14 protein-coding genes are annotated in these 15,121 nt (G+C 73.9%); 12 read left to right on the top strand and 2 right to left on the bottom strand.

The window, feature by feature from the left end; translation table 11 throughout:
* The first annotated feature begins 25 nt into the window (after nucleotides 1-25).
* On the top strand, nucleotides 26-2,848 hold the full coding sequence (locus A3CQ_RS61785) for an AfsR/SARP family transcriptional regulator (RefSeq protein ID WP_020514504.1): 2,823 nt from the start codon (nucleotides 26-28) through the stop codon (nucleotides 2,846-2,848).
* Nucleotides 2,849-2,858: 10 nt separating this feature from the next.
* Complete coding sequence (locus A3CQ_RS0129225; protein ID WP_211216708.1) at nucleotides 2,859-3,911, top strand: FAD-dependent monooxygenase; 1,053 nt, start codon at nucleotides 2,859-2,861, stop codon at nucleotides 3,909-3,911.
* Here A3CQ_RS0129225 and A3CQ_RS0129230 read toward each other — a convergent pair.
* The gene (locus A3CQ_RS0129230; protein ID WP_020514506.1) at nucleotides 3,908-4,096 is read right to left on the bottom strand and encodes a hypothetical protein; all 189 of its coding nucleotides are present in this window, start codon (nucleotides 4,094-4,096) and stop codon (nucleotides 3,908-3,910) included. The two genes, A3CQ_RS0129225 and A3CQ_RS0129230, sit on opposite strands and share 4 nt — an antisense overlap.
* A gap of 82 nt (nucleotides 4,097-4,178) precedes the next feature.
* Between A3CQ_RS0129230 and A3CQ_RS0129235 the strand changes: the two genes are divergently transcribed.
* The 7 genes from A3CQ_RS0129235 to A3CQ_RS0129265 are packed head-to-tail and all read left to right on the top strand — an operon-like array spanning nucleotide 4,179 to nucleotide 13,108.
* Entirely contained in the window at nucleotides 4,179-4,658 is a 480-nt protein-coding gene (locus A3CQ_RS0129235; protein WP_020514507.1) for a chemotaxis protein CheW, read from the top strand.
* The gene (locus A3CQ_RS0129240) at nucleotides 4,625-6,049 is read left to right on the top strand and encodes a CheR family methyltransferase (RefSeq protein ID WP_020514508.1); all 1,425 of its coding nucleotides are present in this window, start codon (nucleotides 4,625-4,627) and stop codon (nucleotides 6,047-6,049) included. The genes A3CQ_RS0129235 and A3CQ_RS0129240 overlap by 34 nt, the downstream gene beginning before the upstream one ends.
* Nucleotides 6,040-6,585 (top strand): chemotaxis protein CheW, encoded by a 546-nt coding sequence (locus A3CQ_RS0129245; protein WP_020514509.1) that lies wholly within the window; start codon nucleotides 6,040-6,042, stop codon nucleotides 6,583-6,585. Before A3CQ_RS0129240 ends, A3CQ_RS0129245 begins: the two co-directional genes overlap by 10 nt.
* The gene (locus A3CQ_RS0129250) at nucleotides 6,582-8,051 is read left to right on the top strand and encodes a methyl-accepting chemotaxis protein (RefSeq protein WP_026206319.1); all 1,470 of its coding nucleotides are present in this window, start codon (nucleotides 6,582-6,584) and stop codon (nucleotides 8,049-8,051) included. The genes A3CQ_RS0129245 and A3CQ_RS0129250 overlap by 4 nt, the downstream gene beginning before the upstream one ends.
* A gap of 1 nt (nucleotide 8,052) precedes the next feature.
* Nucleotides 8,053-10,068: a hybrid sensor histidine kinase/response regulator gene (locus tag A3CQ_RS0129255; protein ID WP_020514511.1), complete on the top strand. Its 2,016-nt coding sequence runs from the start codon at nucleotides 8,053-8,055 to the stop codon at nucleotides 10,066-10,068.
* Nucleotides 10,068-11,120: a chemotaxis-specific protein-glutamate methyltransferase CheB gene (gene cheB / locus A3CQ_RS0129260; protein ID WP_020514512.1), complete on the top strand. Its 1,053-nt coding sequence runs from the start codon at nucleotides 10,068-10,070 to the stop codon at nucleotides 11,118-11,120. The genes A3CQ_RS0129255 and cheB overlap by 1 nt, the downstream gene beginning before the upstream one ends.
* Nucleotides 11,117-13,108: a response regulator gene (locus A3CQ_RS0129265; RefSeq protein WP_026206320.1), complete on the top strand. Its 1,992-nt coding sequence runs from the start codon at nucleotides 11,117-11,119 to the stop codon at nucleotides 13,106-13,108. Before cheB ends, A3CQ_RS0129265 begins: the two co-directional genes overlap by 4 nt.
* Here A3CQ_RS0129265 and A3CQ_RS0129270 read toward each other — a convergent pair.
* On the bottom strand, nucleotides 13,064-13,549 hold the full coding sequence (locus A3CQ_RS0129270) for a winged helix-turn-helix transcriptional regulator (protein ID WP_020514514.1): 486 nt from the start codon (nucleotides 13,547-13,549) through the stop codon (nucleotides 13,064-13,066). The two genes, A3CQ_RS0129265 and A3CQ_RS0129270, sit on opposite strands and share 45 nt — an antisense overlap.
* A gap of 81 nt (nucleotides 13,550-13,630) precedes the next feature.
* Between A3CQ_RS0129270 and A3CQ_RS0129275 the strand changes: the two genes are divergently transcribed.
* The 3 genes from A3CQ_RS0129275 to A3CQ_RS0129285 form a co-directional block, all read left to right on the top strand.
* Nucleotides 13,631-14,014 (top strand): TIGR03618 family F420-dependent PPOX class oxidoreductase, encoded by a 384-nt coding sequence (locus tag A3CQ_RS0129275; RefSeq protein WP_020514515.1) that lies wholly within the window; start codon nucleotides 13,631-13,633, stop codon nucleotides 14,012-14,014.
* 107 nt (nucleotides 14,015-14,121) lie between these two features.
* Entirely contained in the window at nucleotides 14,122-14,328 is a 207-nt protein-coding gene (locus A3CQ_RS61130; RefSeq protein ID WP_157296473.1) for a hypothetical protein, read from the top strand.
* On the top strand, nucleotides 14,325-15,121 hold a 797-nt coding region (locus tag A3CQ_RS0129285; RefSeq protein ID WP_020511819.1), incomplete at its 3' end, for an IS3 family transposase. The genes A3CQ_RS61130 and A3CQ_RS0129285, both read left to right, overlap by 4 nt.

Genomic DNA, 15,121 nt, shown 5'->3' on the forward strand with positions numbered 1-15,121 from the left:
CGACCGTCACACCGATGGGGAGGCCGTGGAGTTCCAGATCCTGGGGTCGGTGCGGGCGGTGCACGACGGGGCCGCGCTTGCGCTGGGCGGACCGCGGCACCGCCGGCTGCTGGCTGTCCTGCTATTGCACGCCGGGCAACCGGTGCCCATCGGGCGGCTTGCCGAGGCGCTGTGGGGTGACGAGCCGCCGCGGCGGGCGGCCGAGATGGTCCACGTGCGCGTCAGCGAGCTGCGCGCCGCGCTGCGACCGGCCCGGGGCGGGGAGCGGCACGCCGGGCTGATCGCCGGCGAGGGCGGGGAGCGGCACGCCGGGCTGATCGCCGGCGAGGGCGGCTACCGGCTCGCGGTCGCCGAGGGCGAGCTCGACTCCCGCGAGTTCACGCGGCTCGCCGCGGCCGGGAGCCGGGCGCTCGCCGCCCGGGAGTTCGCCACCGCGAGCGAACTGCTGGCCGACGCCCTGTCCCGGTGGCGCGGTCCCGCGCTCGGCGAGTTCGCGGACGAGCCGTTCGCCCGGGTCGAGGCCGCGCGCCTGGAAGCGCTGCGGGCGCAGGCGACCGAGGACCGGTTCGAGGCCGAACTGGCGGCCGGGCGGCACGGCGCGGTCGTCGCCGGCCTGCTCACCGCGGTCGCCGAGCATCCGCTGCGCGAGCGGTTCCGGGCACAGTTGATGCTCGCGCTCTATCGCTCCGGCCGGCAGGGCGATGCCCTCGCGCAGTTCGCGGAGGCCCGCGCGACCCTGGCCGACCAACTGGGGGTCGACCCGGGCCCGGACCTGGCCGCCCTGCACGAGGAGATCCTCCGCCACGATCCGAAGCTCGCCCCGCATCCGGCGGCCAGTAAGGCGGGCGGGAGGCCGGTCGCGGCCGAGGCCCTCACGAGCTTCGTCGGGCGCGAGCGGGATCTCGCCGAGACGCGGGCGCGCCTGCGGGCCGGCCGGCTGGTCACGCTGACCGGGCCCGGGGGCGCCGGGAAGACCCGCCTCGCCCTCGAGGTGGCCGCCGACTTCCCGGGCGACACCTGGCTGGTCGAGCTGGCCGCACTGCCCGCCGCCGGGCTGGTCGCCCCGGCCGTGAGCGCCGCGCTGCGCGGGCGCGAGCCGCGCGACACCGCCGGCCTCCTGCTGCTCGACAACTGCGAGCACGTCCTCGACGAGGTCGCGGCGCTCGCCGAGCAGCTCCTGCGCGCCCGCCCGGGCCTGCGGATCCTCGCCACCAGCCGGGAACGCCTCGGCATCGTCGCCGAGCGCCTCTGGCCGGTCGGCGGGCTCGGCACACCCGCGGCCGGCGAGGTCACCGCGGCCGGGGCCGGCCGGTCGGACGCCGTGCGGCTGCTGGTCGACCGGGCCGCCGCCGTCCAGCCCGGCTTCGCCCTCACCGACGCGACCGCCCCCGCCCTCGCCCAGATCTGCCGCCGCCTCGACGGCCTGCCGCTCGCGATCGAGCTGGCCGCCGCGGCCGTGCCCGCCCTCGGCGCCGAGCGGATCGCGGCCCGGCTCGACGACCGGTTCGCGCTGCTCAGCCGGGGCAGCCGCACCGCCGAGCCGCGCCACCGCACGCTGCGGGCCGTGGTCGACTGGAGCTACGACCTGCTCGACGACCCGGCGCGGCGGCTGTTCGACCGGCTCGGCGTCTTCGCGGGCGGCTTCACGCTGGAGGCGGCCGAGGCCGTCTGCGCCGACGCCGGTGATCCCCCGGTGGCCGCCTCACTGGCCGGCCTCGTCGACAAGTCGCTGGTCACCAGGGACGGCGAGCGCTACCGGCTGCTGGAGACGCTCCGGGCGTACGCGATCGAGCACGGGGCCGTGACCCCCGGCCTGCGCGACCGGCACGCCGAGCAGACCCTGGGCATGGTCGCGTCGGCGCGACGCGCCTTGCGCGGCAGCCGGCAGCCGGCCTGGCTGCGGCGTCTCGAACGGGAGCACGGCAACATCCGGGCGGCGCTCGACTGGTCGATAGCGCGGGGCGACGCGGCGACGGCGGTGCGGCTCGCCGGCTCGCTCTACCCGTTGTGGGACCGGCACGGCCACTACCGGGAGGGGCGGGAGTGGCTCACCCGGGCTCTGGCGATCGAGCCGGGAGTGCCGCCGCTGGTGCGGGCGCGGGCCCTCGACAGCCTCGCCGGCCTCGCCGTCATCCAGGGCGACCTCGACGCGGGGGCGGCCGCCGCCGAGGAGTCCGCGGCGCTGAGCCGCCAGGCCGGCGACCCGGCCGGAGTGGCCCGGGCCCTCACCACGTCGGGCCTGGCCGCCTTCTACGCCGGCGACAACGGCCGGGCGGTCGCGGTGCTCGAGGAGTCGGTGCGGCAGGCGCGCGCGGCCGGCGACCGCGGGCTGGCCGGCTTCGCGCTGATGTACCTGGGCGCGACGGCCCTCGCCCGGGACGCGTACGCCGAGGCCGTGTCCCGCTGCGAGGAGGCCGAACCCGACCTGCGCGCGGCCGGCGACCCGGAGGGCCTGGCCTGGATCCGGATCGTCCGGTGCGGCGCGGCGGTGCGCACCGGCGAGGGCCCGGCCGCCGTCGAATCGCTGGCCGAGGCGATCGGCGGCTTCGAGACCCTGGATCACCGGTGGGGCCTGTCCATCTGCCTCCAGCTGGCCGCGGAGATCGAGGCGGCCCGCGGCGAGACCGGGCGTACGGCCTGGCTCGTCTCCGCCTCCGAGACCCTCCGCCACGACGTCGACGCGGCCGACATGCCGTTCCTGCGGGCGTGGCGCGCGGCCCTGATCGCGTCCTGCCGGGGCGACCCCGGGTTCGCCACCGAGTGGGCGGCCGGCGCCGCCGCACCGATCGGCGACGCCGTGGACCGGGCGAAGGAAACCGGTAAGGAATCCCGAAGGGGTGCTGCCTAGCGTCGGCGGGGTGAGAGTTCTGATCGTCGGAGCGGGGATAGCCGGTTTGGCCGTGGCCCGGGCGCTGCGGGCCTGGGGCGCCGAGGCCGAGATCGCCGAGCGGTCGCCGGCCGCGCGCACCGAGGGCGCCGGGATCTATCTGCCCGGGAACGCGGTGCGGGCCCTGGACGATCTGGGGCTCGGCGAGCAGGTGCGGGCCCGGGCGGTGGAGATCCGGCGGCAGCGGATCGCCGACCACCGGGGCCGCCCGCTGATGGACCTGGCGACCGCCGACCTGTGGCGCGGGGTGGGTCCGTGCCTGGCGCTGCCTCGGGCCGACCTGCACGAGGTGCTGCTGGCCGGGGCCAAGGAGACGCCGATCCGCTGGGGCCGGGCGCCGGCCGCGATCGCCGAGACCGGGCCGGACGCGCGGGTCACGTTCGGCGACGGCGTCGAGGAGCGGTACGACCTGGTGGTGGGCGCCGACGGGGTGCATTCCGCCGTACGGGACATGATCTTCGGGTCCGGGGCGGTGGCCCGGCCGGTGGGGCAGCACGCGCGCCGGTTCGTCGCCTCGTACCCGGAGTCGGGACCGGTATGGTCGCTCATGGTGGGCCACCGGACGGCGTTCCTCACCATCCCGATCGGCGGCGGGCAGGTGTACTGCTACTGCGACGGCCCGGCCGACGGCTTCGCCGAGCCGGCCGCCACGCTGCTCGCCGGGGCCACGGACGTGCACCGGGCCCCGGTCGAGGAGGTGGCGCTCGCCCGGTGGTCGCGCGGCCGGACCGTGCTCGTCGGCGACGCCGCGCACGCCACCTCGCCGAACATGGCCGAGGGCGCCGCCATGGCCGTCGAGGACGCGCTGGTGCTGGCCGGCTGCCTCGCGGCGGGCGGCACGACCGCCGGTGCGCTGCACGCCTTCGAGCAGCGGCGGCGGCCCCGCACCGACTGGGTACGCGCGCAGACGCACCGCCGCGACCGCAGCCGCAACCTGCCGGCCGCCGTGCGCGGCCTGGTGCTGGGCCGCTTCGGCGAACGGATGTTCCACGCCCACTACCGCCCGCTGCGCGACCGGCCCTAGCCTTTGTACTGCCGCTGCGGCCGCCCGAGCAGGCTGCACCCGTGAGTTCTCGGTGAGGACGGTCGGCATCGGTCGCCGTCGGTGAAGACGCCGGGGTGGTCGTTGTCCCATCCGTCCCAGGAGACGCGGACGACCACGGATTCGGCGGGCGGGTGAAGCTCGGTGAAGAAGCGCAGCTCAACCACGCGTACAGTCCATCCCTCCGCGGAAAGAGGCGCTGTCCTCGATCCGTACCTCTGAGGGCTGAAAAATGCCTAATCTGGGCTTGTGCGGCAATACGGACAGGCGCCGGAGGTCGAGGCCGTCATGACGGCTCTCGTCTTCCGTGCCGGGCCGCTGCTGTGCGCGCTGCGGCTGGACGAGGTCGTCGAGACGATGCGGCCGAGGGAGACGCTGCCGCTCGCCGGGACGCCCGCGTTCGTGCGGGGCATCAGCGTGCTGCGCGGCGTCCCCACCCCGGTCATCGACGTGTCCCGGCTGCTCGGCGGCGGACCGGCCGAGCCGGAGCGGTTCGTCACCGTGCACACCGAGCGGGGCGCGGTCGCGCTGGCCACCGGCGAGCTGCTCGGCATCCACGCGGTCGACACCGACGCCGCCGGCGGGCATCCGGCGCTGCTGGGTGGCGCGTCGAGCCGACTGGTCGCGGGAGTGGGCAGCGTGGAAGACGAACCGCTCCTGCTGTTGCAGAGCATGCGCACGGTGCCCGACGAGGTGTGGGAAGCGGCAGCGGCCGCGGGCGCGCCGTGACCGGCGAGGACGAGATCACCCGGTTCCGCGAGCTGCTCGCCCGCCGCCTGGGCTGGACCTTCACCGACCGGGACGCCGCGCAGCTCGCGCCGCTGCTCGACGAGCGGGCCCGGCACCGGCGGATGAGCCTCACCGATTACCTGCACCGGATGGCCGTCCGGCCGTGGGCCGACGAGATGGCGGCGCTGGTGGAGCGGCTGAGCATCACCGAGACCTACTTCTTCCGGCACCGCGAGCAGTTCCGGGCGCTGCGCGAGGAGGCGCTGCCCGAGCGGATCGCGGCGCGCTCCGGGCAACGGGCCCTGCGGATGTTGTCGGTGGCCTGCGCCTCGGGCGAGGAGGCGTACAGCCTGGCGATCGCGGCGCGCGAGGCGCTGCCGCATTCCGGCTGGCTGATCAGCGTGCTCGGGGTGGACGTCAACCCGGTCATGCTCGAGCAGGCGACCGCCGGTCTCTACTCGGCGTGGTCGCTGCGGGAGACCCCCGACGACGTACGCCGTCGCTGGTTCCACCCGGACGGGTCCGAGTACCGCCTGGACGCGGACGTCACGCGGATCACCCAGTTCCGGCAGTACAACGTGGCCGACCCGGACGAGGAGCTGTGGCGGCCCAGCCAGTACGACATCATCTTCTGCCGGAACCTGCTGATGTATCTCACGCCGGGGGTGGCCTCGTCGCTGGTGTCCCGGATGGCGGCGGCGCTGGCCCCGGGCGGCTACCTGTTCCTCGGGCACACCGACTCGCTCGGCGCCGACCCGGCCGGCCTCGAGCTACGCCACACCCACCACGCCTTCTACTACCGCCGCCCGCCGGCCGGCGCCCCTCCCCCGGTCCAGCGTCCGGCCCTGGCGTGGGCCTGGGCGGAGCCGGCGCCGCCGGCCGACGAGGTCTACACCAAGGCCGTCGTGCTGCTCGGCGAGGAACGGTTCGCCGACGCCCTCGCGCTGCTCACCCAGCGCCCGCCGGTGCCGGAGCGGCCCCGCGACCGGCTGTTGCGCGGCGTGCTGCTGGCCCAGGCCGGCCGGCTGGGCGAGGCGACCGAGACCGCTCGGCGCCTCATCGACGAGGACGGACTCAACGCGGACGCGCACCAGCTGCACGCGGTCTGCCTCGAGGGCGCCGGGGAGGTGGAGGCGGCGATCGGGCAGTACCGGCTGGCCGCGTACCTGGACCCGGGCTTCGCGCTGCCCCGGCTGCGGCTGGCCCAGCTGGCCCGGCGGCACGGCGACGAGCGGACCGCGGCCGCCGAGCTCGAGCGGGCGCTGGCCCGGCTCCCGGGCGAGGACGAGATGCGGATCCTGTTCTTCGGCGGCGGGTTCGGGCGGATCGCGCTGACCGTACTGTGCCGCGCCGAGCTGGAGGCCTGCGGCCGGCAGGGGGCATGGCGATGACCGTGAGCGTCGCCGACCGGATCGCGCGGCTGCGCCTCGACTTCGACCGCTCGTTCGCCGAGCCGGTGCGCCGGCACGACGAGGAGCACGTCGAGCTGCTGGCCGTGCACGCCGGCGGCCGCCCGTACGCCCTGCGCCTGGCCCAGACCGCCGGACTGCACCCCGATCGCCCGGTCACGCCCCTGCCCGGACCCCTCGCCGCGCTGCTCGGGCTGGCCGGGTTCGCCGGCACCGTGATCCCGGTCTACGACCTGTCCGCGCTGCTCGGGCACCCCGGGCCGGACCGGCCGCGGTGGATGGTTCTCGCGGTCGGCGCGCCGCCCCTGGGGCTGGCCTTCCACGAGCTGGACGGGCACGTCCGGGTGGAGGCCGAGGCGATCGTGGACGAGGAGCCGGCCGAGGGTCAGCGGGGCTGCCTGCGCGGCATGGTGCGGCTGGACGGGGCGCCGCGCCTGATCGTCGACGTGCCGGCGACCCGGGCGCTCGTGCACGCGCTCGCGGGGCACATCCAAGTCACCGAGGAGACCAGGCGATGATGACGGGACGCACATTCGGCGCCAAGCTCGCGGCCGGGTTCGGCCTGACCCTGGTGCTGACCCTGCTGATGACGGCGACCTCGGTGCTGGCTCTGCGATATGTGATGACCACCAAGGACAAAGTGGTCCACACCGCGTCGACCAGCCTGATCGAGGCGCAGACGCTGAACGCCCTCATGGAGCAGCGGATCGGCGACTACCGCGCCTTCCTGCTCTCCGGCACGGCCGAGTGGCTCAACACGACCAACCAGGATCGCCGGGCGTTCCTCGACCAGGTGATCCGGGTGCGCGAGACGCTTGACGACGACACGGCGGACAAGCTGCTGGACACGGTGTCGACCGCCGAGGCCGCGCACGCCGCGGCGATCGACGAGGTGGTCGCCAAGCGGCAGAAGATCAAGAGCCTCGTCAGCACCTCCCAGCTCTCGAACGACAAGGTCAAGCCGACGAGGCTGGCCGTCCAGGCGGCGATAACCAACCTGCTCAACCGGATCAAGAAGATCGTCAACGACATCCGCAAGCAGTCGTCGGACCGGGCCACCGTCGCGATGATCTTCATCGTCGGCTTCGGCGGGCTGCTGGTCGCCTCGGCGGCGGGAGTCGCCTGGCGGCTCAGCCGCGACCTGCGCCGCGAGGTGGGCGCCGCGGTCGGCCACATCCAGAGCTCGTCGTCCGAGCTGGAGGCGGCCGCGGCCCAGCAGGCCACCGGCGGCCGCGACCAGGCCAGCGCGATGAACGAGATCACCACGACGATCAGCGAGCTGCTGATCACCTCGCGGCAGATCGCGGACAGCGCTCAGCGGGTGTCCAAGGTCGCCGAGGACACGGCCGAGGCGGCCCGCACCGGCGACGCCACCATCGACCAGACCCGCGCCTCGATCAACGCGATCCGGGCCCAGGTCGACCAGATCGTCCAGCACATGCTGGCGCTGGGCGAGAAGTCGCAGCAGATCGGGAGCGTGGTCGACCTCGTCTCGGAGCTGGCCGAGCAGACGAACATCCTGGCGATCAACGCGACCATCGAGGCGAGCGGCGCCGGCGAGTGGGGGCGCCGGTTCGCGGTCGTCGCGGAGGAGATCCGCAAGCTCGCCGACCGCACCGCCGGGTCGGCCAAGGAGATCCGGACGCTCATCGACGACGTACGCGGCGCGGTGAACACCACCGTGATGGCCACCGAGATCGGCGCGAAGGCGGTCGACGCCGGCTCCCGGCAGTTCGACGACGCCACCAACTCGTTCCGCCGCATCGCCCAGCTGGTGGCGACCACCAGCGACGCCACCCGGGAGATCGAGCTGTCCACGAAACAGCAGACCACGGCGGTGGAGCAGGTCAACTCGGCGGCCTCGGACACGGCCCGGGCCAGCCGGGAGACCGAGGCCAGCGCGGTGCAGACCAAACAGACCGCGGCGCACCTGAGCACCCTCTCGGGCGACCTGCTCGACCTGGTCGGCACCGGGCGGCACTGAGATGGCCGAGGCCCGGGACCCGCTGCGATACTTCCGGATCGAGGCACGCGAGCTGGTCGACCAGATCAGTGCCGCGGTCCTCGACCTGGACCAGCAGCCCGGGCCGGACCTGGTGGCGCGGCTGCTGCGGTTCGCGCACACGCTCAAGGGCGCGGCCCGGGTGGTCAAGCAGACCGAGATCGCCGACCGGGCGCACACGATCGAGGAGGTGCTGGTCCCGCACCGCGGGAACGAGACCGCCCTGCCGACGGACGACATGCGGGAGCTGCTGCGCCTCAACGACGAGATCGCCCGATTCGTACGGGACCTGGAGAGCCCCGCGGAGAATTCGGCCGAGACTCCCGCCGAGGACGACGAGCCCGCCCCCCGATCCGTGACCGCCGATCTCGACGAGCTGCTCGACGCGATCGGCGAGGCCAACGCCCGGATCGCACCCCTGCGCGACGGCCGCCGGACCCTCGCGCGGATCCACCGGGGCGTCGAGACGCTCGGCGAGCAGCTGCGCTCCGGCCGCGAGCCGGTCGACGTCCGTGCGACCGTCCAGCGCCTCGCCTCCGACCTGGCCGGGCTCGGCCGTCGCTTCACGGACGCGGTCGACCAGGTCGAGCGCGAGCTCGACGAGGTGCGCGGCCGGGCCGAGAGCCTGCGCCTGGTCGCCGCCGGCACGATCTTCACGGCCCTGCACCGGGCCGTGCACGACGCCGCCGAGGCCGAGGGCAAGCACGTCCGTTTCGTCTCCGGCGGCGCCGAGACCCGGATGGGCCCGCAGCTGCTCAACCAGGTCAACGGCGCGTTCCTGCACGTCGTGCGCAACGCGGTGGTGCACGGCATCGAGCCGGAGGAGCAGCGCCTGGCCGCCGGCAAGCCGGCCGAGGGGACCATCACCGTGCAGGTCGAGCGTCGCGGCCGGTGGGCCCATTTCCGGTGTACGGACGACGGGCGCGGCTTCGACCTGGCGGGGCTGCGCCGGATCGCCGCGGCCCGCGGACTGCTCCCGGCCGGGCGCGAGCCCGATCCTCAGGAGCTGATCGACCTCGTGCTGCACGGCGGGGTCAGCACGTCGGGCACGGTCACCGAGGTCGCCGGCCGGGGCATCGGCATGGACGTGGCCCGGGACGTGGCGGTCCAGCTGCACGGCTCGGTGTCGATCACCAATCGGCCGGGCCAGGGCGCGACCGTCGAGATCGCCGTGCCGCTGACCCTGCTGAGCATGAACGGCCTGATCATGGAGGCGGGCGGCACGGTCGCGACCATGCCGATGGACGCGGTGCGCCGCTGCGTGCGGCTGGCGCTCGACGACGCCGCCGACGCCAGCGCGAGCGGCCGGCTCGCCTACGAGGGCCAGGTCGTCCCGTTCCTGCCGCTGGCCCGGGCGCTGACCCCGGCCGCCCACGGCCACGCCAACCCCGGCGTCGCGGTGGTGCTGACCGCCGACGAGCGGACCGTGGCGGTCGGCGTGGACCGCCTGGCCGGCACGACCACGCTGGTCGCCCGCCCGCTGCCCGACCTGGCCCCGGCCGCCCCGGTGATCGGCGGCGTCGCCATCGACCTGGACGGCAACCCGCGCCTGGTGCTCGACCCGCACGGCCTGGTCGCCGCGGCCCGAATCAACGCCGGCCGCAGCGCGCCGGCGAGCGAGCTGACCGCGCCGCCCCGGCCCATCCTCGTGGTCGACGACTCGCTCACCACCCGGATGCTCGAGCGCAGCATCCTCGAGTCGGCCGGGTACGAGGTCGACCTCGCCGCCTCGGCCGAGGAGGCCCTCGAGATGGCGCACGCCCGCGACTACGGCCTGTTCCTCACCGACATCGACATGCCGGGAATGGACGGCTTCGCGTTCGTCAGCCGCGCCCGGGACGACCCGGACCTCGCCGCGATCCCCGCGATCCTGGTCAGCTCCCGCTCCTCGGCCGACGACCGGCGCCGGGGCGAGGACGTGGGCGCCGCCGCGTACGTGGTGAAGGGCGAGTTCAACCAGGAGGAGCTGCTGGCGCACATCCGGAGGCTGATCCTCTGATGATCCGCGTCCTGCTCGTGGAGGACTCCGCGACGATGCGCGGTCACCTGCGCGAGTCGCTGGCCGCCGATCCTGACCTGCTGGTCGTGGGAGAGGCGACGGACGGCCCCCAGGCCGTCGAGCTGGTCGGACGGCTCCGGCCCGACGTCGTGACCATGGACATGATGCTGCCGACCATGAGCGGGCTGGTCGCCACCGAGCACATCATGGCCGAGCACCCGACCCCGATCCTGGTGGTCTCCTCCGCCGACCGGCAGGAGCTGTTCAGCACCTACAACGCGCTGGCGGCCGGCGCCGTCGACGTGCTGGAGAAGCCGCGTGGCGACGCTACCGACGCGGACTGGGGGCGCCGGCTGTGCTCCGCCGTACGCCTGGTGTCGCGGATCCGGGTGATCACCCACCCGCGGGCCCGGCTGGACGGGCGCAAACCCGCCCCGGATCTCCCGCCGCCCCGGCCGATGGGCGACATGCTGCGGGTGGTGGCCATCGGCGCCTCCACCGGGGGGCCGCGCGCCCTCACCGAACTGTTGCGCACCCTGCCGCTCGGGTTCCGCCCGCCGGTGCTGTGCGTGCAGCACATCGCGGCCAGCGAGCCGTTCGCGGTGGCGTTCTCCGACTGGCTGGCCGGGCAGACCGGGCGCGACGTCTGCTACGCCCGGGACTGGACGCCGGTCGAGTCGCTGTCCGGCCGGGTCGTGCTCGCGCCGCCCGATCGCCACCTGCTCGTCCGCGACGGGGTGCTGCGCCTGAGCGACGCGCCGCCCCGGCACTCCTGCCGGCCGTCGGTGGACGTGCTGTTCGACTCGGTGGCCGCCGAGTTCGGCGCGGTCGCGGCCGGCTGCCTGCTCACCGGCATGGGCCGCGACGGCGCCGAGGGGCTGCTGCGGATGCGCGGCCGGGGCGCGGTGACCTTCGCGCAGGACGAGGCGAGCTGCGTCGTGTACGGGATGCCGAGAGCGGCCGCGATGCTCGGGGCCGCCGGCTACGTGCTGCCCCCGGCCCGGATCGCGGCCCGGCTCGCCGAGCTCCAGCCGATCGGGAGCCGGCTGTGAGCCGCCGAGTGCTGATCGTCGACGACAGCCTGACCGTGCGGATGGATCTGCACGACGCGTTCACGGCGGACGGCTTCGTCACGCTGCTGTGCGCGACCGGCGCCGAGGCGCGGGCCGCCTTCGCCGCGGACGGCTTCGACGCGGCGGTGCTGGACGTGCTGCTGCCCGACGCGGACGGCCTCGAGCTGCTCACCGAGCTGCGCCGGCTGCCCGGCAGCACGAGCGTGGTGACGGTGCTGCTGTCCACCGAGGACGAGGTGGCCGACCGGCTCGCCGGGCTGCGCACCGGCGCCGACGAGTACGTGGGCAAGCCGTACGACGCCGGCTATGTGGTCGGCCGGGTGCGGCAGTTGCTCGGCGAGGCGCCGCGGCCGGCCGAGGACCGCATCACGATCCTGGTGATCGACGACAGCATGACCTTCCGCGAGCAGCTGCGCGACCTGCTCGAGGCGGAGGGGTTCGCGGTGCTGACCGCTCCGTCCGGCGAGGACGGCCTGCGGGTGGCCGCCGACCGCCGGCCGCAGGCGATCATCGTGGACGGGGTGATGCCCGGCATCGACGGCGCCACGGTGATCCGGCGCGTACGGCTCGACCCGGCCCTGCGCGACATCCCGTGCATCCTGATGACCGCGGCCGACGACTACGCCACCGAGCTGCAGATGCTCGACGCCGGCGCCGACGCGTTCGTCCGCAAGCAGCAGAACCTCGCGATCGTGCCGGCGAAGCTCAACGCGGTGCTGCGGCAGAGCGCCGAGCAGCTGCCGATCGAGGTGACCGGCAGCCTGCACGGGCCGAGCAAGGTGCTGGCGCTCACCCCCGACCGGGAGCGGCGGGACGAGCTGGCCGACGCGCTGCGCTCGGACGGGTACGACGTGGTGCCGGTGGCGTCGACCGGCGACGCGCTCGACCTGCTCGCCGAGCGGCCGGTCGACTGCATCGTGCTCGGCCTCGGGCTCGACGGCGACCTCGGCCGCGACGCCTGCCGGCGGATCAAAGACGTACCGGTGATTGGCGAGACACCGGTGGTCATGACCGGCGAGAACGACGACGACATGCTGGCCTGCCTGGCGGCGGGGGCGGACGACTACGTCCGGTCCGGCGCCGGGTCCGAGGCGCTACGGGCCCATGTCCGTACGCAGATCAGGCGCAAGCAGTCGCACGACGAGAGCCGGCGGATCCGCGAGGAGCTGATGCGCCGCGAGCTGGACGCGGCCGAGGAGCGCGCGGCCCGCCAGCTCGCGGAGACGCGGGCGGCGCTCGTCGAGGAGCTGGAGTGGCGGAACCGGGAGCTGGAGGCGTTCTCCGGGTCGGTATCGCACGACCTGCGCGGGCCGCTGCAGGTGATCAGCAGCTTCGCCGAGCACATGCTCGACGACGAAGACGACCCGCTGAGCACCGAGGCCCGGCGGCGGCTGAGCCGGATCCAGGCGGCGGCGGCCCGGATGGCCGATCTGGTCGAGTCGCTGCTCATCCTGGCCCGGGCCAGCCGCGGGCAGCTGCGGCGGTCGTCGTTCGACCTGACCGCGATGGCGTGGCAGGTGGTGGGTGAGATGGAGGCGCGGGACCCGTCCCGGAAGGTGACCTTCGTCGTGCGGGAGGGCATGACGGCGGACGGGGACGAGGGGCTGGTCCGGGTGATCCTGGAGAACCTGGTGAACAACGCGGTCAAGTTCACGGCCAAGGTGGAGGAGCCGGCCGTCGAGATCGGCGGGTCCGGGGACCGCTTCTTCGTGCGCGACAACGGGGCCGGATTTCCGTCCGGGAAGGCCGGGGAGTTGTTCCGGCCGTTCGCGCGGCTGCACAGCGCGGACGAGTTTCCGGGCACGGGAATCGGGCTGACCACGGTGCATCGGGCGGTCGAGCGGCACGGCGGGGAGATCTGGGCGGAGGGAGAGGACGGGCGAGGGGCCACCTTCTGGTTCACGCTGCCGCCGGCCGCGCCGTCACCGGGCGGGGACCGCCGTTCCCAGCCCCGGCGGCACGGCTGAGCCGGGGCCGGGCAGCACGTCCACGTCCTGCGGGCGCATCGGCTCGCCGCAGTGGGAGCAGTGCGGCTCGACGTGGCTGATCTCGTGGCAGGCGTGGTGGCGGTAGAGGACCGGGGGGCCGGCCTCGCCGGCCAGCCATTTGTCGCCCCAGGCGACCATGACCATGAGCAGGGTGATGAGCTCGGTGCCCTTTGCGGTCAGGACGTACTCGTGGCGGGGCCGGCGGTCGTAGGGCCGTCTTTCGAGGATGCCGTGGTCGACCAGGTGGTTGAGGCGCTCGGTGAGCACCTTTCGTGAGATGCCGAGGTCGGCCTGGATCTGCTCGAACCTGGTGAAGCCGGCGGAGACGTCCCGCAGGATCAGCGGGGACCAGGGCTCGCCGATCACGTCCAGGGTCCGGGCGATCGAGCAGGCCATCTCGCTGTAGTTCGTGCGTTGCATGGGGCCAGTTTAATCGGCAGGGTTCCTTCAGGGAACTCTGGGTGTTAGCGTCTCCTCAAGGAACCCCGGAGGGAGAGAACGATGCTTGACCCAGTTGTTCGGCAGAGTCTTGAGGGCACGCCGATGGTTCACCTCGCGAGCGTCTTGCCTGATGGTGGGCCGCATTCGGTGCCGTTGTGGGTGGATACGCGGGGGGAGCAGATCGTCTTTTTGACCGGGCCGGAGTCGCGTAAGGCGCGCAGTTTGCGGCGGGATCCTCGGGTGGCGCTGTCGTTGACGGTGGCTGACAACCCTTATGAGCCGATCGTCATTCGGGGGCATGTCACGGAGTGGGTCTCGGGGGATGCCGGGTGGGAGATCATCGATCGGATCGCTGTCAAGTACACGGGGAGGGCTTATCCGCGGGGGCAGGAGCGGGTTGTGGGGGTGATTTCGCCTGATCGGTGGTCGGTCGGGGTGGGGTGAAGACCGTGGGGCTCCGCCCCACACCCCGGCCTCGGCTCGGAGATGCCTCCGCGCTTCTCTTGCGGTGGGTGGGGTGATCTCTGATCTTCCCCGGAGGTGTGGACACCTTGAAACTGGGCGTTGATGTCCAGAGGAAGGGGTGTCCCTGGTGGGGCGTCCATCGAGGTTCACACCCGAGTTCAAGCGGCCCGGCGACGCCGGCGGACAAGGACGCGGAGATCGCCCGGTTGCGGGCGCAGGTCGCCGAACTGCAGCAGGAGAAGCTGGTCCTGCGTAAGGCAGCCGCGTATTTCGCCAACGAGATGGATCGGTGACCAGCCGCTTGCGGTTCATCTGCGCCCACCGCGCCGAACCCGGCGTGAAGCGGTTGTGTCAGATCCTGGCTGTCTCGGCTTCCGGTTACTACCGGTGGCTGAACACGGAGCCCGCCCGGCAGGCCCGCGCGGCAGCCGAAGACCAGCTCGCCGTACGGATCCGGCAGGCCCACGAGCAGTCCGGCGGCGCCTACGGGTCACCGCGGGTCACCAGCGAACTGCGTGAGCAGGGCGTGCTGGTCAACCACAAACGCGTCGAGCGGGTCATGCGCCGCCGCGCGATCATCGGGATCCATCAGCGCCGCACGGTGCGCACCACCATCCCCGGCAGCAACGCGCCGGACGTGCCGGACCTGATCCGCCGGGACTTCACCGCCACCAGGCTGGATCAACGCTGGTGCGGCGACATCACCTACCTGCCGGTGGCCGGCGGCTGGCTGTACCTGGCCACCGTCATCGACATCGCCTCCCGACGCCTGATCGGCTGGTCCATCAATACCCATCTGCGCACCAGCCTGATCACCGACGCCCTCGACGCCGCCGTGACCGCCCGCAGCGGCCAGGTCACCGGGGTGATCTTCCACTCCGACCGCGGCACCCAGTACACCAGCAACGCATTCGCCCAAGCCTGCCAGCGGCACCAGATCCGCCGCTCGACGGGCCGGGTCGGCACCAGCTACGACAACGCCCTGGCCGAAGCGTTCTTCGCCACCCTCAAACGCGAACTCCAGATCAACCACCAAACCTGGACGTCCGAAGCCGACGCCCGCCGCGACGTGTTCCGCTGGATCGC

The sequence above is a fragment of the Paractinoplanes globisporus DSM 43857 genome (assembly GCF_000379645.1).
GTDB lineage: Bacteria > Actinomycetota > Actinomycetes > Mycobacteriales > Micromonosporaceae > Actinoplanes > Actinoplanes globisporus.

Coding starts and splice junctions, on each gene's coding strand:
- A3CQ_RS0129245 (WP_020514509.1), top strand. CDS start 6,040: ATGGCGATGACCGTGAGCGTCGCCGACCGGATCGCGCGGCTGCGCCTC.
- A3CQ_RS0129250 (WP_026206319.1), top strand. CDS start 6,582: ATGATGACGGGACGCACATTCGGCGCCAAGCTCGCGGCCGGGTTCGGC.
- A3CQ_RS0129255 (WP_020514511.1), top strand. CDS start 8,053: ATGGCCGAGGCCCGGGACCCGCTGCGATACTTCCGGATCGAGGCACGC.
- cheB (WP_020514512.1), top strand. CDS start 10,068: ATGATCCGCGTCCTGCTCGTGGAGGACTCCGCGACGATGCGCGGTCAC.
- A3CQ_RS0129270 (WP_020514514.1), bottom strand. CDS start 13,549: ATGCAACGCACGAACTACAGCGAGATGGCCTGCTCGATCGCCCGGACC.
- A3CQ_RS0129275 (WP_020514515.1), top strand. CDS start 13,631: ATGCTTGACCCAGTTGTTCGGCAGAGTCTTGAGGGCACGCCGATGGTT.